The sequence below is a fragment of the Halobacillus sp. A1-3 genome, assembly GCF_050971765.1.
GTDB classification, from domain to species: domain Bacteria; phylum Bacillota; class Bacilli; order Bacillales; family Halobacillaceae; genus Halobacillus; species Halobacillus mangrovi_B.
Window position 1 is genome coordinate 1 of sequence record NZ_JBPCEO010000013.1, and the last position, 22543, is coordinate 22543.

At 39.9% G+C, this 22543-nt stretch carries 19 protein-coding genes; all 19 read left to right on the plus strand.

Going from position 1 to position 22543, the window contains the following annotated elements:
- Nucleotides 1-500 precede the first annotated feature (500 nt).
- A complete protein-coding gene (locus ACRYKC_RS18925) occupies nt 501-659 on the plus strand; it encodes a hypothetical protein (protein WP_433809206.1) in 159 nt (52 codons plus the stop codon).
- Nucleotides 660-947: 288 nt separating this feature from the next.
- A complete protein-coding gene (locus ACRYKC_RS18930) occupies nt 948-1271 on the plus strand; it encodes a nucleotidyltransferase family protein (protein ID WP_433809208.1) in 324 nt (107 codons plus the stop codon).
- The gene (locus ACRYKC_RS18935) at nt 1247-1645 is read left to right on the plus strand and encodes an HI0074 family nucleotidyltransferase substrate-binding subunit (protein WP_433809210.1); all 399 of its coding nucleotides are present in this window, start codon (nt 1247-1249) and stop codon (nt 1643-1645) included. The genes ACRYKC_RS18930 and ACRYKC_RS18935 overlap by 25 nt, the downstream gene beginning before the upstream one ends.
- Nucleotides 1646-2658: 1013 nt before the next feature.
- Nucleotides 2659-2844, plus strand: coding sequence for a hypothetical protein (locus ACRYKC_RS18940; protein WP_433809212.1), 186 nt, complete (start codon nt 2659-2661; stop codon nt 2842-2844).
- Between the two features lie 147 nt (nt 2845-2991).
- The gene (locus ACRYKC_RS18945; protein WP_433809214.1) at nt 2992-6159 is read left to right on the plus strand and encodes a cellobiose phosphorylase; all 3168 of its coding nucleotides are present in this window, start codon (nt 2992-2994) and stop codon (nt 6157-6159) included.
- 1692 nt (nt 6160-7851) lie between these two features.
- Nucleotides 7852-8856: a nuclear transport factor 2 family protein gene (locus ACRYKC_RS18950; protein WP_433809216.1), complete on the plus strand. Its 1005-nt coding sequence runs from the start codon at nt 7852-7854 to the stop codon at nt 8854-8856.
- A 43-nt stretch (nt 8857-8899) separates the two neighbouring features.
- Nucleotides 8900-10489, plus strand: a complete 1590-nt coding sequence (locus tag ACRYKC_RS18955; protein WP_433809218.1) for a sodium:solute symporter family transporter — start codon at nt 8900-8902, stop codon at nt 10487-10489.
- Between the two features lie 66 nt (nt 10490-10555).
- Entirely contained in the window at nt 10556-11575 is a 1020-nt protein-coding gene (locus ACRYKC_RS18960; RefSeq protein WP_433809220.1) for a LacI family DNA-binding transcriptional regulator, read from the plus strand.
- A 26-nt stretch (nt 11576-11601) separates the two neighbouring features.
- Nucleotides 11602-12366, plus strand: coding sequence for an SDR family NAD(P)-dependent oxidoreductase (locus ACRYKC_RS18965; RefSeq protein ID WP_433809222.1), 765 nt, complete (start codon nt 11602-11604; stop codon nt 12364-12366).
- A 50-nt stretch (nt 12367-12416) separates the two neighbouring features.
- Nucleotides 12417-13580 (plus strand): ester cyclase, encoded by a 1164-nt coding sequence (locus ACRYKC_RS18970; protein WP_433809224.1) that lies wholly within the window; start codon nt 12417-12419, stop codon nt 13578-13580.
- 49 nt (nt 13581-13629) lie between these two features.
- Nucleotides 13630-14838, plus strand: a complete 1209-nt coding sequence (locus tag ACRYKC_RS18975) for an iron-containing alcohol dehydrogenase (protein ID WP_433809226.1) — start codon at nt 13630-13632, stop codon at nt 14836-14838.
- Between the two features lie 20 nt (nt 14839-14858).
- Nucleotides 14859-16277, plus strand: coding sequence for an aldehyde dehydrogenase family protein (locus ACRYKC_RS18980; RefSeq protein WP_433809228.1), 1419 nt, complete (start codon nt 14859-14861; stop codon nt 16275-16277).
- 96 nt (nt 16278-16373) lie between these two features.
- Entirely contained in the window at nt 16374-16997 is a 624-nt protein-coding gene (locus tag ACRYKC_RS18985) for a cupin domain-containing protein (RefSeq protein WP_433809230.1), read from the plus strand.
- Nucleotides 16997-17725, plus strand: a complete 729-nt coding sequence (locus ACRYKC_RS18990) for an alpha/beta fold hydrolase (protein ID WP_433809232.1) — start codon at nt 16997-16999, stop codon at nt 17723-17725. Before ACRYKC_RS18985 ends, ACRYKC_RS18990 begins: the two co-directional genes overlap by 1 nt.
- Nucleotides 17722-18480: an HpcH/HpaI aldolase family protein gene (locus tag ACRYKC_RS18995; RefSeq protein WP_433809234.1), complete on the plus strand. Its 759-nt coding sequence runs from the start codon at nt 17722-17724 to the stop codon at nt 18478-18480. Before ACRYKC_RS18990 ends, ACRYKC_RS18995 begins: the two co-directional genes overlap by 4 nt.
- Before the next feature lie 1428 nt (nt 18481-19908).
- Nucleotides 19909-20361, plus strand: coding sequence for a VOC family protein (locus tag ACRYKC_RS19000; protein WP_433809236.1), 453 nt, complete (start codon nt 19909-19911; stop codon nt 20359-20361).
- Between the two features lie 80 nt (nt 20362-20441).
- Nucleotides 20442-20597 carry a hypothetical protein gene (locus ACRYKC_RS19005; protein WP_433809238.1) on the plus strand — a complete coding sequence of 52 codons (156 nt, stop codon included), beginning with the start codon at nt 20442-20444 and terminating at the stop codon, nt 20595-20597.
- Nucleotides 20598-20610: 13 nt separating this feature from the next.
- Nucleotides 20611-21153, plus strand: coding sequence for a GNAT family N-acetyltransferase (locus ACRYKC_RS19010; RefSeq protein WP_433809323.1), 543 nt, complete (start codon nt 20611-20613; stop codon nt 21151-21153).
- Between the two features lie 265 nt (nt 21154-21418).
- Nucleotides 21419-22492, plus strand: a complete 1074-nt coding sequence (locus tag ACRYKC_RS19015; protein WP_433809240.1) for a peptidyl-alpha-hydroxyglycine alpha-amidating lyase family protein — start codon at nt 21419-21421, stop codon at nt 22490-22492.
- The last annotated feature ends 51 nt before the right edge of the window (nt 22493-22543 follow it).

Below are 22543 nucleotides of genomic sequence, written 5' to 3' on the forward strand. Positions count from 1 at the left end.
GCGGCATGATGTGATAGCCCCCAAAACCCCTTCATCATAGGGTTTAAGAACAATTTGACTGGATTATGACTGGTTTTTAAAATTGTTTACAAAATATTGAGGTCTCTCAAGAGTTCATAAACTTTTGGGAGGCTTTTCTTTTTGAAAAAATGCATGTGGGAAAGGGTTGATTTTTTGAAATAATGGTGATTCAAGACAATTAATCTCAAAACTGAGTCTTCAAGTATAGGTCAGGATTGTGGAAGACTCAGTTTCGAGATATTGAGGGGTATCTTAAAAGTTGTATCCTTTACAAAATTATATAATAGAAATTCTCTCCAGTTGAAACTACCGGAAGCTGCCTCTTTCAGGCACTCCTTTCCAACTTTCGATACTTATCGCTATAAGTTTGACACGATTTATGAGGGATCCATAAATGAGTAGTTACCCTTGCGCGTGTTTTGTTATGAAGGGAATAAATCCTTTCTGTCGAATTAGTTCGATAGGAGGGAGGTGATGGAATGCAGCACCCATCATCAAAGCTTGATTATCTTATTGTTTACTTGGAAACACTTTCGAAAATTAAGAGCGGGGATGAAGAAACGTATCCTGAGTGGGTTAATGAAAAGATGCAACAAACATGTGAACAGATTGAAGACTTAAGCAAACAACTTTACTAATTAATGGCATCCCATAACGGGGTGCTTTTTCATGCTAACAAATCTAAGAAATTGGTGTAAGGGGGAAGGTGTTATGAACAATTGACCTTTACCGAACCAATCATGAAAGCACCATAATAGGATAAGGAGGCTTATCCCTAATATACTAAAAGCTAAATTTAGGTTCTGGTGTAGTTAATAAGGGTCTTGATAGCAATCCAACTTCTGGTTGGGGGAGTGGAGAAGGAGAATCCATAATCGATAACATGTACATATGCTACAATGGGACAAAAAAGAGGAAGGGATATTATGGGAGTTCCTGCAGATTTACGGGAGCAAGTTTTAGAACAACTAAAATCAATTTTGAATGAACAGCTCGGCAAGGAAAAAGCACGCGTTTACTTATTTGGTTCTTGGGTCCGAGAGGAAGAAAAACATAGTTCGGATATCGACATCGCTATGGAATCCGCCTACCCAACCTCTCCTTTTAAATGGAATAAACTAATCGAGCAAATTGAAGAGTCTACCATTCCTTACAAGGTAGATGTGGTGGATTTACATGATGCTAAACACTCTCTAGTCCAACAAGTGAAAGAGGAGAGGATTTTATGGAGAGATTACGCCAACGATTAGAAGCAGCAGAAAAAGCGTTGACTGCCTTTGAAAAGTTAGCTACCCTTAAAACCCCAAATGATGTGGAACGAGATGCAGCGATCCAACGATTTGAATTTTCTTTCGAGGCTAGTTGGAAAGCGGCTAAACAATATTTATATGACATAGAAGGGGTAGATGCCCGCTCTCTGAAGAGCGTCATTCGCAGTTTCAGGGAGGTCCACTTGTTGGGAGATGAAGAGGCCGTTCTGGCTTTGGAAATGGTAAATGATCGTAATTTGACCGTCCATACCTATAATGAAGAAGTGGCCATTAAAATCCACAAAAATCTATTTCGGTATAATAACCTTCTCCATCAGTGGGTTGAACGGATGAATGGGAAAGTGATGGAATAGCCATTAAAATAAAGCCCCACACGTGAGCAATTACTTCTAATTTGTGAACCCAATATTTAGTGACTGGATTATGACTGGATACTGTTGATAAAGTATTAAAACTTATTGTGGTCAATAAATTAATTTGCTAACGGAAACCTTGAGATAATAAGGTTCTGTGGGTCTTATTATTTTCCTATTAATTAGCCGAGTGAATGGGCGGCATGATGTAATGACCGCTCAAGCCCTTAATAAATTAGGGTTTTGAATGATTTTTCTAACAAAATGCTAACATTGTGATACGAATAAGGTTTCTCATTAGTTGAAAAAACTTAAGATAATCGGGGAAGCTCAGGAAATAATCATACATTTAACTTTAGAAAAAGATTACATAGAATTGAAGTTAGTTAGGAAACTTATACATGATTACGATTCCTTAAGTAATCGCTTATGATGATTTAGATTGGAGGAATTAAGTTGAAACTTGCTTGTTAATTTTCCGGGTTGGATACTTGGGATAATTGGTATTTTTATGAGTGTCTATATATCAAAGGTCTTATTAGGGTGGAAAGTGAATGCTATAAAGAAAATTGGCGTTTTTTTATTACATTATACTTGCTAATCTTGTCATTAACGACATTGTTGTTCTATACAGTTGTTTCAGAGCAACATATATTCTTAATTCAAGTTTATACTCTATATATATGTTTGTCAGGAGCATTAATCGGTATAATAATTAAACTTATTGTTGAAAGAATAGAAAAAGATTAAAGTATAAGAATCTGACCACCTCTCTCCTAGTAGGTCGTTTGCTTATGAAGCAATCTTTCAGTCTAGATACAAAAGAGATGGCGAGCATTTGCTCGCCATCTCTTTTTATTACTGAATTCCTTATATGGTGTTATTCTAGATTATATTCGCATCCTTCCTAATATGATAAAGAGGATGTGTAATTTTTTAGAGTAATTTGTCCGAATCCCCCTACGATAGTAGACCGTTATTCGATATACTAGAAATATAAGGGAGGGGTCAACGTGGACGGGAAGCCATATCCTACTCATGCTAATGGGGGATTCTTTACTGCCTGCAAAGTTATTGAGAAAAATGATACCGCTTACTATGTAGATGGAAGAACGAAGGTCAATTTGTCCCACGAGGATGTCCGCTGGATTTGGGTAAAGGGTAAAGCGTCTTCTCCTTTCCAACAAAAACGGGGCTGAACTTTCTTTAAACCTATACGTATGCCCTTTTACGAAACCGGTTTCGTTAAGATGATGAAGGAGTGAGATCCTCTTCACCTCATTTCCCTTTACAGTGTGCATTTAGATTAGACGTTTCATTAATACTTTAGAAAGAGGTGCTGATGCATGGTGAATTATGCATTCAATGAAGAAAAGTATTTTGTGATTGAAGATTTTGATCGGGCTAAGACGTTCTCAAGCTTTTTACCTGGGCTGGCTGGTTTGTACGGGGTACCGATGTGGGCTTTCTATGTGAATAGAGGCCAAGGAATGGTGAGCTTTGGCGTTCAGGATAAAAGCAATGCGATCACAGAATTTTTCCCAGCCAATCAGGCTTATGAGCGTGTGTCCACGAATGGCTTTCGTACCTTCATTAAAGTTCAACTCAAGGATGAGTCCTTTCTATTTGAACCGTTCAATGATCGTTTGAAGAAAAAAGGGAAGCGGAAGATGTTCATTAAGGAAAATGAACTGATCGTAAAGGAACGGAATGAAGAATACGGCATTCAAACGACCGTAACCTATTTCACATTGCCGCATGAAAATTATGCATCTCTTATGCGTAAAGTGGAAGTTGAGAATATTTCTGAAGAGAAAGTAAGTATTGAAGTCGTAGATGGCCTGCCTGCCATTATTCCATTCGGGATTGAAGATGCTGCTTATAAAGCAGTCGGGAACACTTTGAAGAGCTGGATGGATGTGTTCAATCTACATAATCACATCCCTTATTACCGTGTCCGCTCTTCCACAGGGGATACAGCTGAAGTAGAGGAGATCACCAAAGGCCACTTTTATGCAAGTTTTGCCGAGGATAACTCCTTATTAAAACCGATTGTCGATGCTTGCATTCTCTTTGGTGAGAATACGTCCCTAAGCTTTCCGGATCGTTTTGAAACGCAGTCGGTTTCTGAACTTTTACAGAAGGAGCAGATTACGGCAAATAAAGTGCCGTGTGGTTTCTCAGCATATGCTGCCGAGCTTTCTCCTCATCAATCATCTGTTTTACGTACGATGATCGGGCATGTGAATGACCTTGATATTATCCAAGAGAAGCAGCAAGAAGTAGCATCTGCTGCGTATTTTGATAAAAAGTACAAGGAGGCTCAACTTCTTGTAGACGAATTGACGAGTGATATTCAAACCAAATCCGGAAATGACTTGTTTGATGGTTATACGAAGCAAAGTTACTTAGATAATGTGCTGCGTGGCGGATACCCGGTTTTACTGGAAAATGAGAAAGATCCATTTCTCTACTATGTTTATTCAAGGAAACACGGGGACCTTGAGAGAGATTATAACTTCTTTTCTGTGTCACCGGAATTCTTCTCTCAAGGGAACGGCAACTTTAGGGATGTGAACCAAAATAGACGGAATGATATCTTCTTCAAGCCTGAAGTGGGCGACTACAATATCAAACTGTTTATGAGTTTAGTACAAGCGGACGGGTATAACCCATTAGTCGTTAAAGGGTCTTACTTTGAACTTATTGAAAAAGAAGACCTAACATGGTTGGAACCCCTGTTCACCCGTGAGGAAGACGCCCAATATATGAAGAAACAGTTGGAAGATGCGTTCACACCGGGTGTGATTGTGCAGTCGATTGTTGACCGGAACATACGTTTAACTGTCTCACCTGAAGAATTTTTACGTACCGTACTTTATCATAGTGAACAGGAAATTGATGCAGAGTTTGGAGAAGGGTACTGGGTCGATCATTGGACCTATAATTTGGACTTAATTAAGAACTACCTTAAAGTGTTCCCAGACCAGAAGCAGAGCCTGTTATTTAAGGATCGTTCTTATCGTTACTTTTCCAGCCCTGTTTTTATAAATCGTCGTTCAGAGAAATATGTATTATCAGATGAGAAGGTTCGTCAGTATGGGGCCGTTACAGAATTGCATGGGGCTAAGGCGGATCACTGGCTGAAGACAAAGAATGGTGATGTGTATCAAAGTACGTTATTCACAAAAATGTTTTCCTTAGCCCTTCTCAAATTCGCAACCTTAGATCCTAAAGGTATGGGGATTGAAATGGAAGCGAATAAGCCGGGATGGAATGATTCCATGAATGGACTGCCAGGTATATTCGGTTCAGGGATGAGTGAAACCGTCGAACTGAAACGGTTGCTCCAATTTATCATGGATTGTGAAATGGAAGAAGAGACAATGGTGCCCGTTGAGGTCTATACCTTGATACAGGAAGTGAAAACGGCATTGCATCAAAACCTTACCTCCTTTGAATATTGGGATACCGTCTCCACAGCGAGGGAGTCCTATCGAGCCGCCATTCAGGACGGGCTGGATGGAAGAGAAAAAGCCCTGACAACTGCTGAAGTTCAGGAAATTCTCGAACTCTTTATGGAAAAAGTAGATGCTGGAATGGAAGAAGCAAGAGCATTAGGGGAGGGCTTAATGCCGACCTACTTCTATTACGAAGCTTCTCAATATGAAGTGAGGCGAGATGATGAAGGACAAGTGATGAAAAACGAAAAAGGCGCTCCTCTTGTGAATGTTCAATCCTTTGATGTTCATGTGCTTCCTCACTTCTTGGAAGGACCGGCCAGGGCATTGAAAGGAATGAGTGCTGATACAGCAGCAGAACTTCATCAGTCCATTCGACAATCCAGTCTTTACGATCAAAAACTACAGATGTATAAAACGTCGACTTCATTAGATGAAATGAGTTATGAAGTGGGAAGAGCGAGAGCCTTTACTCCTGGATGGCTTGAACGGGAATCCGTGTTTATGCACATGGAATTCAAGTATTTATTAAGCCTGCTGAATGCTGGTTTATATGAAGACTTTTTCCAAGATTTAAAGACGGCGCTGCCTCCATTTATGGATCCTTCTATTTATGGACGAAGTACGCTGGAGAATTCATCGTTTATCGCGAGTAGTGTCAACCCTGACGAAAACATGCATGGGAGAGGGTTTGTAGCACGTTTAAGCGGGACAACGGCTGAATTCTTATCCATGTGGCAGATGATGATGACCGGCGAGGAAATGTTTGTCATGGAAGACGGTGCTTTAACTTTAAAGCTCCAACCTCTTCTGCCAGAATGGCTGTTTAATGAACAAAATCAACTGACGTTTACTTTCCTCGGAGAGATTGAAGTGACGTATGATAATCCAAATAGGAAGCCGACCTTTGGAGACGAAGGAGCATCGGTTGTGCGTTATATCCTCCATGATGAAGAAGGATCGACCGTCATTGAGGGGCAGAACATTCAAGGCGATTGGGCTGAGAAAGTCCGAGACCGTGCGTTTAAGAAAATCGACGTCATCCTGGATTAAGCTATGCCCCTGTCTATCTGAATAACTACTCACGTTTGCTCATAAGTTCAGAATCAATCGAGAATAGTAGATGAACTAACTTCTTTACACAGAGAGCTTTGGTAACTGAGAAAAAGCAAAGATGGGTTTATTGAATGTGGTCTCTGAGCCGCATAGCCGAACTGCGTGGGTTAAGCTATGACGAGATTTGGCATTCGTTATATCCTAACGGATTACTAACGCAATACAATAAAAAAGGTAATATGTGGTGGGAGATATTGAGAACTTATCAGCATCTAGAAAAAAGTCGTATTCAAGAGAAAGCTCATCTAAATGGTGGGCTTTTTATTTTGTAACTAACGGAATCTTTTATTGATTAAAAACACTAAGGATGAATATAATGAGAACAAAAGTTCGTAAATAAGGTGGTAATAATGGAAAGTTTGGTAATCAAAGCTAGTGAAGAAAAAATAAAGCTTGAACTGATTTATATGGATTCACAAGGAGAGACATCATACCGAGTAATATCAAAGTTGTCACATTAATCGATAATTTGAATTTATTTTTAGGGTGATTTTATACACCCTTTAAATACCCAGCTTTCTTCACATGAGAAGGTTATCTGATTTTCTTAAAAATAATTTACATCCAATCTTTGGTAGTATTCTTGTGATTTTTTTAGTAAAAAGCACAGTATCTTTGAAATAGATTTGCATAGGAACAGCTAACGTAGTTAATTCCTTTAGGAAGACTATGTATTACAGCTAAAGTCTGGCATATATAGCATAGTTTCTTCCTTCAGTATCAAATTCAAATCCCAAATATTTTTGATAAAATTCTAAAAATCCTAACGTCTTATATGCTTCCTCTATTTTCACTAAATTAAGTCCCCCTCTAACTAGAATTGAAGAAGTTCAGGGCAAACTAATCTGTGGGTCGGGAGTTCGAATCTCTCCTGGGACGCTAACTGATTAAACGCTGAAACCTTTGGTAGACAAGGGATTCAGCGTTTTTCATATATTTGGGGTATTGGGGCTGGTTGGTCACTTTACCCCCACTTGGGGAAGAATTGGGGCAGGATTTCTTCAAGCTCTTTTCCAGATCCGTTATAACCTAAAAGGTGGCCATGCATTCACTCTATAAAAGCAGGTCATGAATAACAACTTGCTTTTTTGATTAGTTTTCTGCCTGGAGTAGGAGAGAGGTTTCTTTTGAAAAATAATTTGTGGCTTTATATTTTATGGGGATTATCTTTTATTAGTTCAAACTCATCGGCGGCTGTTAGCAGGCTTTTAAAAGCCTTGTAGCAGTTTTTGATTGTGGGTAAATAAAACCTCTTCTTTACCATCTAATCTCCTCTTTCCGTCCTTTTCTCAATATCCTCTATACATGTATCGACTTCTACTTGTCGGTTATAACCATCCAATATATTTAAAGCTATGGTTAAGGGGAGTTGCTTTTGAGTGACCAAATACAATTATTTTTTGACTAAATATTAAGAAAATTTAAAATTCCGCTTTACTAATGCAATTTTTTTCTTTATAATTTTTCTTAACTCGTAAAGGAAGGAGGAAAATCTCTACGAGCATACAAATTATTTTTACGCTCTTTTGAATGCGGATTCAATAGTTATTTTTCTACGTAGAATTATTTTTTGAATTACTTTGAATGCGGATTCAAAGTCTCTTGAATTTTAGATGAAGGAGTGGTTAATTGGATTCTTTACACTTGAAAAATAAGAAACTGATTCATGAATTTTCGTCAAGGTTGTACAACTCAACTACTGATACTATCACTGAGGTCATTGAGCATTACTATCATAAAGATGCAGTTCTTTATTGCTGTCATCCCATTAATAAAGTAGAGGGCATAGATCAGATTATAAACACTCTCTACAAGCCGTTGGTAAGCTCTTTTCCAGATTTGGATAAACAATCCTACATTCTCATGTCAGGAGAGTATCAAGAGAACCATTGGGTCACTGCCACCGGGAACTTTGTCGGAACATTTAAAAATGATTGGCTAGACATTCCGGCTAGTCAACATGCAACCTGGATAAGGTTTGGTGAGTTCCATAAAATCGAGGATGGAAAGATTATAGAAACAAGATTATTAATAGATATACTTGATGTCATGAGACAGGCAGGCTTTAAATTCATACCTGCATTAGCTCCTGAAATCAATGTACCCGGGCCCTCTACATACGATGGAATTTTGTTGAAAGAAGATCATACTCAAGAGAGGACTAAATCTCTCCAACTGGTAGAGGATATGATCTTCAAAGGCCTCAGGAAAGCATCATCTGGGTTAGAAAAGCAGGGGTTGGAAGCATTCTGGAAAGAGGATTTTATGTGGTATGGACCTGGAGGAATAGGAACGACAAAGGGGATACAGGGTTTCAAAGATTATCATCAAGGTCCTTTTGTCAAAGCTCTGCCTGATCGTGTGGGGGGGCACAACCACGCTTCAAGGTTTGCTGACGGCACTTACATCGCTTCGACAGGTTGGCCCAGTGTAGAAGCCACACACACTGGCGCGGGCTGGTTGGGAATACCAGCCCCGAATAAAAAAGTGACGATGAGAGTAATGGATTGGTGGAGGAGAGAAGATAATTTACTAGCCGAAAACTGGGTTCTGATAGACATTATAGAATATTTGCTTCAGTTGGATATTGATATTTTCGATCGACTTAGAAAAAGACAATACCTTATTAGGTGAAGGTGAAATATTTTGAATAATACAGGAGAGTGATGGTGATTACATGCATCCAATTGATATAACGATTATTGTAGCTTACATGGCAGGACTGATTGTTATGGGTTACATGCTAGGAAAAGGAAATAAATCACAGAAGGATTATTTCATTGGTGGCAGATCCGTAGCGACTTTGCCGATAGCTTTATCGATTGCTGCTACAACGATGAGTGCTAATGGATTTATTGGGGGACCAGGGTGGGCCTATACTTCAGGTTTGATCGCTTTTATGTTGAATTACAGTATTCCTATAGTCATGATTATTACGTTGTCTGTATTCCTGCCTTTCTTCTACAACTTGGATGTTACGTCTATCTATGAATATATAGAGATGAGGCTTGGCGGGATCAGCCGAATGCTGGCTGTCTTTGGATTTGTTGTATCAAATATCATTCAGGTTGGGTCGTTTCTTTTTATTCCTTCCTTAATCATTCAGCAATTTACGGGATGGTCTTTGTCTGTCGTTGTTCCTATCGTCGTCGTGGTAGCTATCTTATATACACTTCTCGGAGGAATTAAAGCGGTCATTTGGACCGATGCCATACAAATGGTTGTCCTTTGGGGAGGGCTCATTGCGACCATGGGGATCATCATTGCTAACCTGGATGTAGGTTTCTTTGAAGCTCTAAGTGAGGCCAAGGAAGATGGAAAGCTTACTGCGCTTGATTTTTCTATGGATGTCCAACTTGAGAACGGGTTCTGGGTGGCTCTGATTGGTGGAACGTTTTTATGGTTGAAATATTATGCGACAGATCAGACGCAAACCCAGCGTATGTTTGCTGCCAAGTCTGTAACAGAAGTGAAAAAATCGATTTGTATCAGTGGTTTTGTTATGAACATTATGTATTTTGTCTTTATGTTGATTGGCGTGTTGTTGTATATCACTATGGATGGACGTACATTCGAGAATTCCAACAATGTCATGATCACCTTCATTGCTTCCAACATCCCCGTTGGCGTTCTTGGCCTCATGATTGCTGGAGTTTTTGCAGCTGCGATGTCAAGTATAGACTCTGTATTAAACTCTGTCACCACAGTTTTCATTAAAGATGTTTATGAAAAATTCATAACAAAAGGGGAAGAGGCTTCGCTAAAAGTTTCTATGATTTTCACGCTGGTTTTTGGCTTGTTGTTGATTGTATTTACATTGTTGGCATTTGGAGACACTACAGCTTCTATTCTTCAAGTAGTCGGAAGTTACCTTTCCTACTTCTCTGGTTCAATTCTTGCTATGTTCCTTCTTGGAATGTTAACGAAGAAATCAAATGATAAAGGAGTAGCTATAGGTTTTGTAATTGGGATCATCTTAACAGCCTATATAGGGAAGATGGGGATTGTGAACTGGTTATGGAATTATCCTATAGGCTGTGCTTTTACATTAATAATCGGTTACACAGCAAGTTTTCTTTTCAAAACAGAAAAAGTGGGTTACGAAGAATTCACTATCCTTGGTCAAAGAGCAAAGCTCAAGGGAGAAGATCGAACCAAAGATCAGGAAGGGACGTCCATTTTACCTGGGGCTATTGACAAGTATACTTACATTTTATTGGGATTCTTTATCGTCCAAACGATCTTTCTACTCCTTATTCAGTTATAATAAAAGAAGACTGAATGTTCTAATATTAAAAAAGATGAAATGTATGTAATAGAAGGGATTTTTATTATGAAAGATCGCATTAACGCTTATGATGTGGCAGAAAAAGCTGGAGTTTCGCAATCGACTGTTTCAAGAGTATTGAACAACTATCCTTTTATGAAGGAAACAACAAGGCAAAAGGTCCTGAACGCCATTGAGGAATTAGGATTTACTAGAGATGAAATTGCGAGAAGTTTGGCCAGCAAGAAGACAAGAACCATCGGTTTGATTCTTGGTGATATTACAAATCCATTCTTTTCAGAGTCGGCAAAAGTGATCACCAGGAAAGCGCAAGAAATGGATTATAACGTCATCCTGTGTAATACCAATCATAGTGAAGAAAACTTGAATAAGTACATTCAGACACTAATAGGAAAACGTGTAGACGGTATCATTATCGCATCTGCAGATAAGGACAATCAAAAAATCAAAGAACTTTACGATCAAGGATTTCCTATTATTCTATACAACAGCATTATGGAGCATGATCATGCCAACTACATTGCAGTCAATAACTATAAAGGGGCTCAACTTGCTGTTGAACACCTATACCATTTCAACCATAAGGAAATCAGTTACATTGCAGGTCCCTCTAAATATGTAACGACACACCTTCGTAATTTAGGGTTTAAAGATGCACTTGATAAGTTTGGCCTGAAAATGAATGAAAAGTTCATATATGATCGGGATTTTTCTTATGATGAAGTTTATCTATTTGCCAAGAATCTATTAAACCAACAGAATCGGCCTACTAGTTTTTTTTCATCTTCCGATCAAATGGCATTGGCCATTCTAGATGCTGCCGCCAGCGAAAGTATTAAAGTACCTGATCAACTTTCCGTTATAGGATTCGATGATATAGATCTTGCTAAGAACCAATTCATAGGACTGACGACCGTCACTCAACCTAAAGAGAAAATGGCGGCGTTGACTCTAGAAAAACTGGTTTCGTTAATTGAGGAAAAAGAACATGTGGATGCTCCGATACAGATTGTGTTAGAACCTGAACTTATATCTAGAAAGACGACAGGTGTGTACAAACCATAAAGAAGATAGGTGAAAGGAGTGAGGTCGTGAATGACCATTTCTCTGATTTGAAAGGGAAGCATGTTATCGTAACCGGAGGAAGTAAAGGGATAGGAAAGGATATAGCTATCGAATTTGCTAAGCTCGGTGCTTGTGTAGTGATTACAGGAAGAGATGAATCCGCCTTAATAAAGACTACGAATGAGCTGAGAAGGTTGAGCTCACCGCATTATTACGTCGTGGCGGATATGAGGAAAGCCTCAAAAGTCATTCAGATGGTAGATGAAGCTGCTGGCCTCATGGGAGGAATTGATATCCTCGTCAATAATGCAGGTGTGAATCTACCAAAGTCAGCCCTTGAAGTGACAGAAGAAGACTGGGATTCCATGATAGACACGAATTTAAAAGGCAGTTTTTTCTGTTCTCAGCAGACCGGACGGTACATGCTGAAGCAAAAGAAAGGGAAAATCATCAACATCGTTTCGCAAATGGCTTTTGTGGGTTATTTCAAACGGACACCTTATTGTGCGAGTAAAGGCGGTGCTGTACAACTTACGAAATCCCTGGCTGTCGAATGGGCCCCTCATCATATCAATGTCAATGCTGTGGCTCCTACGTTCATTGAAACAGAATTGACCAAACAGATGTTGGAGGATCCATCGTTCCGAGAGGATGTCATCAATAGAATTCCTTTAGGAAAACTTGCTCGACCTTCCGATGTGACGGGGGCTGTGCTCTACTTAGCATCGAATATGGCCGATCTTATTACAGGCGAAACGATTAAAGTAGATGGAGGCTGGACGGCCATCTGAATTTCATCAAATTTTGAATGCGGATTCAAAAAATCGGAAGGAGCGTCTATATGGAAAGTACAGAAAAAAGTTCCATCAATCATGCGAGAAACTTAAGCCATGATCGCGTGTTTTATGGCGATACAAATGAAGTGAATCCGGTCGGGTACGCGGATTACAATGAGTATTCTAAGAATACAGAGCGAATACAGAGCATGAAAGGGTTCAATGAGGGCTATTCGGATTTTGTAGACTATATCATGAAGATCACTCACAACATTTGGGAGGAAAAAGGCATAGGAGTTATTTATGACACGTATCACAATAATGTCGTTATGCATGCAGGTACCATCAATATTCATGGGGTCAATGAAGTCGTGTCCGGAACCTTGCAAACCTTGCACGCTTTCCCTGACAGAAGATTGCTCGGAGAAAACGTGGTTTGGTCGGGGAATGACCAAGATGGTTTTCACTCTTCCCACCGCATTGTCTCAAAAGCTACGAATCTTGGAGATTCATCCTTCGGGCCTTCGACAGGGAAGAAGGCGTTCTTCCGTACTATCGTGGATTGCTTCGTGCATTCCAACAGAATCATTGAAGAATGGCTGGTCAGGGATAACCTCTATATTGTTCAGCAGCTAGGTTTTGATCCTGTCGATGTCGCAAAACGATTGGCGAAAGAAACGAAGAACAAGAAGGCTGCTTTGCAAACAAGGTTCGGGGCAAATGAAACAATGGAAGGGCAGTACGCACCCACCACCTATACCCCTAAATATGACGAGTTTGAAATAGGCGACTTTATTCTTGAACTCTATAACCACATATGGGAACGAAGGCTGTTCAACCGGGTCAAAGATTTTTATTTGGATCATTCTACCGTCCACTATATTTGTGACAAGGATTTAATCGGCACCCAACAAATACAGGGGATGCTTGTGAGTTTATTTGCATCGTTCCCAAATGCCAAATTCATCGTAGAAAGGGTGACTTGTAACGAACTTTCTCATGAACAATGGGATGTGGCGGTCAGGTGGAGGATGATGGGGCTTCACGAGGGCATCGGATATTTCGGGCAGCCTAGTGGAAAACATGTGGAAATTCCCGGCATCACTCATTTGAAAGTATGTGATCAGAAAGTGGTGGAAGAATGGATTACCTTTGACGGTTTAGATGTACTGCGGCAGGTTTACATGGATACGGTGGAAGATCATTTTCATTCAGAAGAAAATGAGTAAACATGTATAACCTCTTTGAATGCGGATTCAGTTAACGGGAGGGAATGAAATGTCAATTCAAACGCTACAGCCACCAGTCAAAACGGTGGACTTCCAAGATTTTTTCATGCCAGGACATGTTCGATTCGGAGTAAATGCCTATCTCACTCTTGTCGAAGAAGTGAAGAAACTAAATGCCCGGAGAATTACGGTCATCAGCGATAAAGGTCTGGATAAAGTAGGACTTGTGCAAAAAGTCTTGGATCTTCTTGCACCCCTTGAAATAGATGTAACTACATTTACGGATATATCGGGTGAGCCAACCTTTCGTTTGCTTTCTCGATCGATTGATAGGGTGAGAGAGCATGAGAGTGACATGATTATCGGAATCGGTGGGGGAAGTGCCCTGGACGTAGCTAAAGCCACGACTGCACTGGCGGATGAAGAAGCCCCTTCCTTATGCTTCAGCGGGGAAAAACGTATAGAGACACGAACCATTAAGTGCATTTTATTACCGACTACTTCAGGCACAGGTTCAGAGGTTACGATGAATGCCATTTTCGGTGATGAAGAGCAAGAGGTGAAACGCGGGTTAGTGAGTCAGAGTTTGTTGCCAGATGTAGCCATCGTGGACCCTGTCCTCACTCTGTCTTGTCCTTCAAAAGTGACCGCCGCTTCAGGTGTGGATGCTTTCACCCATGCCCTTGAATCGTATGTCGCTGCGAGAGCGACTCCGATGACAAAAATGTATGCAGAAAAAGCGATGAAATTATTCGCGTCCAATATTCCGAAAGCCGTTCATAACGGAAAAGATCTAGAAGCGCGGAAAGAGATGAGCTGGGTTAGTCTGCTTGCAGGTGTTTCTTTAGCCAATGCGGGAGTAGGGGCGGTCCACGCTCTCGCCTATCCACTAGGAGGGAAGTACCATGTAGAGCACGGGGTGGCGAATGCGTTACTCATGCCTTTTGTATTCGAAGTGATCGGCCAAACTTGTATGGAAGAAATGATGGAGGTAGCTTCATTTTTGCATTTGGGTGATTTTACAAGCAATCCCCATCAGGCAAAAGGAGCCATTGTCCAATACCTTTATGAGTTGTTAGAGACATTAAACCTTCCTACCTCCCTTTCAGAGATTGGAATTAAGGAGGAAGATCTTCCATTACTTGCGGAACAGGCATCCAAAGTGGATCGACTTCTTTCAAACACGCCTTATGAGTTAACAGAAAATCACATATTGAAAATCTATGAAAACGCCTATCATGGCAAAAGGAAGGAGTAGATGATTTGCAAAATACTAGCATGAAAAAGTCATTGTTTCTGAATGGCAGTTGGCAGGAAGCAAGCGAATATTATGAATTGACCTCTCCATACAACGGAGAAGTACTTGGATCTATCCCATTGGCCTCAGATAATGAAGTAGAACAAGCGATTATGGCTGCGGAAAATGGTGCGAAGCAAATCAAGAAGTTAACCGCTTTAGAAAGATCGAAAATTCTCGAGAAAGTATCTGTTCTGTTCGAAGAGCATGCAGAAGAAGCCGCTCTTATACTGGCTAAGGAATGCGCGAAGCCGTTAAAGGCTGCAAGGGGCGAAGTGGGCCGAACGATTGAAACTTACAAATTCGCTGCAGAAGAAGCAAAGCGTATTCATGGGGAAACCATTCCTATGGATGCAGCCCAAAGTGGACGTGGACGGTTTGGCTATACCGTTCGAGAACCTGTTGGAGTGGTTGCAGCCATCACACCTTTCAACTTTCCTTTCAACCTTGTGGCTCATAAACTTGGACCTGCTATTGCCTCAGGCAATTCAGTAGTATTGAAGCCAGCAAAACAGACCCCTCTAAGTGCTTTGTTCACAGCGGACCTTTTTCAAAAAGCGGGGTTGCCCGATGGTGGATTGAATGTTGTCACGGGAAAAGGCAGTGAAATTGGGGATTCACTTGTAAAAAATGACAAAGTGAAATACATCACCTTCACTGGCAGTTATGAAGTTGGCCTTAGTATTAGAGAAAAAGCAAAGCTGAAAAAAGTGACGTTGGAGCTAGGGTCCAATTCAGCTGTGATCATTGATAGTACAGAAGATATTGAGGGAGCAGCCAAACGTTGTGTGGAAGGTGCTTTTACCTTTTCTGGCCAAGTATGTATTTCCGTTCAACGTATTTACGTAAAAGAAACTCTTTATGAAGATTTTATTGAAAGTTTTGTTAAAGAAACAAAACAACTAGTATTGGGAGATCCCCTTTCGGAGGAAGCAGACCTCTCTTCTCTGATTCATCTCAATGAAATGGAACGGGTAGAAGGCTGGCTTGAAGAAGCTGTTCAATCTGGAGCTTTCATCGTTGAGGGGGGAAAACGATCGGGGAATATTCTAATGCCGACAGTCCTCACTGAGGCGGATCATCATTCCCTAGTCAATTGTAAGGAAGCTTTTGCCCCTGTTGTAACGATTACAAAATATGACGATCTGGATGAAGCTATCTCATTCGTGAACGATTCAGAATATGGTCTTCAAGCGGGTATCTACACAGAATCTGTTAAAAAAGCATTTGAGGTCGCTCAAAAGATCGAGGTTGGTGGAGTGATGGTCAATGACGTTCCTACCTTCCGGGTGGACCAAATGCCATATGGAGGAGTGAAAAATAGCGGCACCGGCCGAGAAGGGATCAAGTATTCCATCGAAGAGATGACAGAAATGAAGCTGATCACGTTTAAATTATAAAATAATGAAGTTGTTCCACTCCTCGGTTAAGGAGTGGGAGTAGTTTTTAGCCAAACTAACAAACAATTGATCATAGAATCAGGAAGGAAGGATTGTATGGAAAATCAACAGCCGAAAGTGAAAAGATCCGTAACTAATGAGGAAATGGAGAAAAACTGGATCGTTCGTTTTAACGAGCTGAAATCAAAAGCGATTCCTTTGATGTTTATAGACAGCATCATCCCTGGACACCAACGGTTGAATTATGCCTTAATTGGGGACACGGCCAGTGAAAACGACAAATATTCTCCTGAAATCACAGAACCCCATGGCTTTCAAATTGGAATGGTGAAGGCCCCCCCAGGAAATGGTCCAGCCTTTCATAGTCATGATTACATTGAAGCCTTTGTTCCATTGACAGGAAAGTGGCGTTTTTATTGGGGAGATAGTCCAGAGGAAATAGAAGGGGAAACGATTATTGATCAATGGGATATGATTTCCCTACCTCCAGGGTTATGGAGAGGATTTGAAAATATCAGTGAGGAAGATGCTTGGTGCTTTGCTGTATTAGAACAACATAAAGTGTATGATGGCAAAGATCCTTACTGGGCACCCGAAATCATTAAACAAGCCTCGCAATTTGGATTCCATGCCGATGAAAAAGGAAAAATGATTAAACCGGACAACTTTGAAGAAATGGAGAAACAGATGGCTGAAAAACTTCGGGCTGGAGAAAAGTAATGGTTCACAAAACCCCTCTCCTCCTTCTGCCAGGAACCTTATGTGATGAACGTTTATGGCATCATCAGTTAGCAAGTCTTGATGACATCGCTGATATAACGGTAATAAACCTTACAATGGCTACGTCTATAGAGGAGATGGCTCAATCAGTATTGGATGGGGCTCCAGCTGATTTCGCGCTTGCTGGATTATCATTAGGAGGAATCGTAGCGATGGAAATTGTCCGCCAAGCCCCTGAACGTGTCAGCAAAATTGCGCTGCTTGATTCCAATCCATATGCCCCCCGACCAGAGCAATTGGAAACATGGGCTCATCTTGAGGAATTGGTGGAAGAAGGGCGGTTTATGGAAGTCCTCAAAGAGAAACTATTACCAATCCTTATTCATCCCAATCGACAACAGGATCAGAGGTTGATCTCAATCATATTAAGCATGGCAGAAAACATTGGGCCTGACGCATATATACGCCAGCTTAAAGCCGTTTCTACAAGATCAGATGTTAGAGAGAATTTGAAACACATTCGGTGCGACACTCTTTTATTGACAGGAATGCAAGATAACGTTTGCCCGCCAGTCTTTCATGAAGAAATGGCAGAATTGATATCAAACTCTACCTTGAAAGTCATAGACCAATGCGGTCATTTGAGCAGTCTGGAACAGCCGGAGGAAGTAAGCGAAGCACTACGTGCCTGGCTCTTAGAAGCAAACGAAAGGAGGAATAACTTTTGAAGAATCTGCTGAAAGAAAAACTGGAAGAAGGTAAAAGTGTATTGGGCAGCTTCTTAGGCATCTATTCTCCCCCCCTTGTAGAAATGATTGGATATGTCGGTTATGATTTTATTGTTATTGATGATGAACACGGTGCCTTCAGCCCAACTGAGTTAGAAAATTTGATTCGTACTGCTGATTCCGTTGACCTTGTGCCGATTGTCCGTGTTTCCTATGATCAATCGAGTATACAGAAGGCATTGGACCGGGGGGCATTAGGTATCCAAGTTCCTATGATCAATACAAAAGAAGAGGCAGAAGAAGCAGTACAAAAAGCAAAATACCCACCGAGAGGCAGGAGAGGAGCAGCATATTCACATCGTGCTGCTCACTATGGAAAAGAACAAGGAAAAAAGTTCTTAGATGAATCAGATGAAGAAATTTTAGTCATTCCACATATCGAAACATTGGAAGCGACAAAAAATTTTTCTGAAATTATGAATGTCGAAGGGATAGACTTCCCCTTTATTGGAACGACAGATTTATCAGTCAATATGGGGTATAAAGAGGAAGGGCCGAATCACCCAGAAGTTAGAAAGGTTGTAGAAAGGATTTATATGGAAGCAGAAGAGCAAAATATTAAAATAGGTACTGTTGCTAATGATGCGACTGCAGCTAACAGAGCCTATGATAAAGGGGCTTCTTATGTAGGGATTGTTGCCATCTCGGTAATCGCAAATGCTTTAGGTCAGATATTGCAATCAACTAACAAATAAATCAATCTTACATTTCTCTTTTAAATTTTTTTATTGTAGAAACCTCTCAATAGCTTATGATACTATTGAGAGGTTTTTCATAGTGGTTTATAAAATTGCTGTTAGATTTTCTGACCTGCAGATACACCTCCTACTAGAATTTCTTATATTCATCTTTTTAATAGGTAGGTTAGTTATTCATAAAGGTTTGGAGCTAACTGGAGCTGTATTTGTAATACCTGTTTCAAAAAAAGAAGAATATATAATTGAGGAAGCATATCGACCAAGTAATGACAATATATAGTCACTTTGGATTCATTTCCAATTAATATTACTACAAATTCTAGGATTAGTTAGTGATTTTTGCCTGTGTTTTTTTAGTCTCGGAGAACTTAACGGCTACAGAGTCGCGTGTTAGTGACGTAGGCATGGCCAAAGAGATGATGAATCAAAAGAAATCATAGATTATAGGTCTAGCTTCTCAAGCTTAGCATAGTAACCATGTAAGATTAGTAAGGAAGAGTGGAAAAAAAGAAATAAAATAGTTATTGAAGGAATATGGAAAGATTTATCGAATTGTTTTGCTATTAAGAAATTAATTCTTTTGAGATAAGGAGGTCATAAAGCGGTAATAATGTCAACGTTTCGTAGATCATGGATTTTAGGTTTTTATAAAATTATGGATGACAGAACAGTCGAGTAAAGGAAGGTTAATCTCATTCTTAAAGTGTACAAGAATGGAAGTTAAGTAACCGTTTACCATTAGACTGTTCTTTTTTTATCTTTATCAAGCTAAACCTTTTCTTAATGTTCATTGCTTTAGATCAGGTTCATAAGGAGGCATGGTGACGTTCCATGGATAAAATAAATTCACAATTTTTAAGCATAGGAGACCAGGATCGTAAAGTTATTTACCTAAAGAAATACCTGAAAAAGTTCGGTTACTATCATTCTTGTGCTTGTCTTGAAGAAGCATTCTGCAAACATCTCGATGAATCTGTATGGGCGGCATGATGTGATAGCGCCATAACCCTTGATATAACAAGGGTTGAGGACAAATTGACTGGATTTTGACTGGTTTTTAAAATCGTTTACTAAATCTACAAGCATCTCAAGAGTTTATAAACTTTTGGGAGGCTTTTTTAAATTCTTAAATTTGTAAAGATGCATATGGCAAAGGACCGATTTTGAAATAATGGTTATTAAGTCACAAGTTAATTAATCTCAAAACTGAGTCTTCAAGTATATCAGCAGGTTTGTTGAAGACTCAGTTTCGAGATAATAGGATTTTTGAAACAAAATGCCATCTTTTTGTAGGTGCAGTTGGAAATATGTAGTTGGAAATAAAATGTTATTATGAACTGTGACAAGATGTTTTTTGGACTTCTTAATAGAATAATTATGAAGATGATCAGATAATAAATTTTTTACAAATAAGGAGATAAAACTATGGCAAAAAACAATTTACTAAGAATGGACAATGTCGGCATCGTGGTAGAATCCCTTGATGATGCAATCTCTTTCTTCGAGGAGATTGGATTGAACCTCGAAGGGCGAACCACTGTCGAAGGTGAATGGTCAGGTCGCGTAACCGGGTTGGGCCCTCAGTGCGTAGAGATTGCTATGATGGTTACCCCAGATGGTCACAGCCGACTTGAACTTTCGCGATTTCTTACCCCACCTACTATATCAGATCACCGGAATGCTCCTGTAAACGCACTCGGTTATATGCGTGTCATGTTCACCGTTGAAGACATTGACGAAATGGTATCCAGGCTCACTAAGTTTGGCGCTCAGCTCGTTGGAGAAGTGGTTCAGTACGAGGACACGTATCGGCTCTGCTACATTCGTGGAACCGAAGGACTTCTAATTGGTTTGGCGGAACAACTGGATAACAAATAAGTAAGTGAGGTTTTATAAAAAGCCGTTACTGAAATCTACATTACTGAAGTAAAAAAAAGTAGTGTGAAAGTAACTCGAAGATGTCGAAAAGTAGATTCGGTCGAAAACGTTATATGCCAATCCGTCTCGATCTGAAGGAAATTCTTATTCAAGAATACGAAAGGGGGCAATTATTGAATAAGAATAGTTGCTCTCTAAATCCAGAAAGTGGCCGAAAATACGAAGGGATGGCTTAGAAGGGAGAATAATTTGATAGTAAACTCAAAAGAATATGAAGTTCGTAATCTCCTTTACAAAGTAAGATCTGCAAAATCGGAAGACGCACAAACTTTGTCTGAATTAAGGTTACAGATAGATGGTGAAACTGAAAATTTGGATAGAGTTAAAGGAGAAGAATACATAGACGAAGAGGGCTTTAAGGATATTATCAAGAAAGACACAGAAAGATTGAACAATATTTTCTTGGTAGCTAAAGTAAATGGAACTCTAGTTGGTTTCTCTAGATGCGAAGGAAATGAATTAACGAGAAGTTCTCATAGGGTAGAGTTTGGTGTAGGTGTTTTGAAGGATTATTGGGGATATGGAATAGGAAAGAACTTCTTGAAAGAATCTATTAGTTGGGCAGATGCAAATAATATAAAGAAAATCACTTTAAATGTCCTAGAAACAAACGAGAAAGCAATAACTCTTTATAAAAATTATGGTTTTAAGATTGAAGGGGTGTTACAGAAAGACAAGTTATTATCTGATGGTAATTACTACAATACGTTATTGATGGGTAGATTAAATTAATCATGAGCGTGAATATCTTGATTTCGAGTCTTACGGAAAAGGGGGCGATTGTTCAATAAGAACAATCGCTTCTTTTTGGTTAACGGGCAGTTTAATAGAAGAATTGGAGTCGATATAATACCAAATTTTTTATGCTAAAACTATTAGATATTCCATACGTCTCTGGTCCTATACATTTTTATGTCCAGGGTCAGACGAAATATCATTCCAACCTATGTTACATTCTTATCAGCAATAAATCATGATCATATGGAGTTGAAAGATAATGAGAAAGAGTTTATACATTCTAATAGGAATTATCGTCCTGCTAGGAGCATTGACTGCATGGTTCAGCCGTGGAGGAAGTGATACAGTATATAAAGAAGCCCCTGTGTCAAGACAATCAGCCGCCTATGAACCGGAAGTTCTCTGGCCAAAGAATGACGAAGATAAAAAGATTGCCGGGGAGGCGAGTGGCGTCGCAGTAAGCAGTAAAGGAGATATCTACTACTTACATCGGGGCAGTTCTGAATATGGCGGTGAAAGTCTAATCAAGGAACCGGCACTTATCGTCATAGATGGAGATACAAAAAAAGTTAAAGACCGCTGGGGAAAGAATATATTTGCATCTCCTCATGGCCTGGAGATCGATCATGAAGACAATGTGTGGATCACGGATATCATCCAAAACAAGGTGTACAAGTTTACAGCAGACGGTCGTTTACAGGCTACATTTGGTGATGATTATCCATTTTATATGGAACCTGCTTTACGAATACGGAATGTGCTGCACAATTTTCCGACCGGAATCACGAAATATACGTTTGCGAGGCCGACGGATGTCACTGTCATGAATGATAGCTCTTTTGTTGTCAGCGATGGTTACCGTAATCGACGGATTGTAAAATTTGGTGCTGACGGACAATTCTTGTGGGAAAAGAATAACCTGGGAGACCGTCCAGGTGAATTTAATCTTCCCCATGGAATTTCTCACGATCAGAAAGGGAATTTATATGTAGCGGACAGAAACAATGCACGAATTCAGGTGTTTTCACAGGATGGTGAATTCCTGAATGAGTGGGGTCAGCAGGAGCTGGGACGCCCTTTCGGTGTAGAAGTTGGGGATAACGGTAACGTCTATATAGCAGATGGCGGAAATGCTCTTTATCCAAAAGGTGGAATAGGTTCTCATCAAATATTGGTCGTGGATCAAAGCGGTAAGATTATTGACCGGTTTGGTAGATGGGGTTCTAAGGATGGAGAATTGAAAATCCCTCATGATATCGCCGTGAATCAAGAGGGGGATATATTTGTGGCAGAACTCGAGAATCATCGGTTGCAGATGTATAAGGAAAAATAGATAAACATGAAGAAGGTCGTGTGCTTAGCAGTCCTTCTTTTTTACAGTAGT

What these genes read in the sequence shown, in the direction of transcription:
- ACRYKC_RS18925 (WP_433809206.1), top strand. Translation starts at nt 501, where the DNA reads ATGCAGCACCCATCATCAAAGCTTGATTATCTTATTGTTTACTTGGAA.
- ACRYKC_RS18930 (WP_433809208.1), top strand. Translation starts at nt 948, where the DNA reads ATGGGAGTTCCTGCAGATTTACGGGAGCAAGTTTTAGAACAACTAAAA.
- ACRYKC_RS18935 (WP_433809210.1), top strand. Translation starts at nt 1,247, where the DNA reads ATGGAGAGATTACGCCAACGATTAGAAGCAGCAGAAAAAGCGTTGACT.
- ACRYKC_RS18945 (WP_433809214.1), top strand. Translation starts at nt 2,992, where the DNA reads ATGGTGAATTATGCATTCAATGAAGAAAAGTATTTTGTGATTGAAGAT.
- ACRYKC_RS18955 (WP_433809218.1), top strand. Translation starts at nt 8,900, where the DNA reads ATGCATCCAATTGATATAACGATTATTGTAGCTTACATGGCAGGACTG.
- ACRYKC_RS18960 (WP_433809220.1), top strand. Translation starts at nt 10,556, where the DNA reads ATGAAAGATCGCATTAACGCTTATGATGTGGCAGAAAAAGCTGGAGTT.
- ACRYKC_RS18970 (WP_433809224.1), top strand. Translation starts at nt 12,417, where the DNA reads ATGGAAAGTACAGAAAAAAGTTCCATCAATCATGCGAGAAACTTAAGC.
- ACRYKC_RS18975 (WP_433809226.1), top strand. Translation starts at nt 13,630, where the DNA reads ATGTCAATTCAAACGCTACAGCCACCAGTCAAAACGGTGGACTTCCAA.
- ACRYKC_RS18980 (WP_433809228.1), top strand. Translation starts at nt 14,859, where the DNA reads ATGAAAAAGTCATTGTTTCTGAATGGCAGTTGGCAGGAAGCAAGCGAA.
- ACRYKC_RS18985 (WP_433809230.1), top strand. Translation starts at nt 16,374, where the DNA reads ATGGAAAATCAACAGCCGAAAGTGAAAAGATCCGTAACTAATGAGGAA.
- ACRYKC_RS18990 (WP_433809232.1), top strand. Translation starts at nt 16,997, where the DNA reads ATGGTTCACAAAACCCCTCTCCTCCTTCTGCCAGGAACCTTATGTGAT.
- ACRYKC_RS19000 (WP_433809236.1), top strand. Translation starts at nt 19,909, where the DNA reads ATGGCAAAAAACAATTTACTAAGAATGGACAATGTCGGCATCGTGGTA.
- ACRYKC_RS19005 (WP_433809238.1), top strand. Translation starts at nt 20,442, where the DNA reads ATGTCGAAAAGTAGATTCGGTCGAAAACGTTATATGCCAATCCGTCTC.
- ACRYKC_RS19015 (WP_433809240.1), top strand. Translation starts at nt 21,419, where the DNA reads ATGAGAAAGAGTTTATACATTCTAATAGGAATTATCGTCCTGCTAGGA.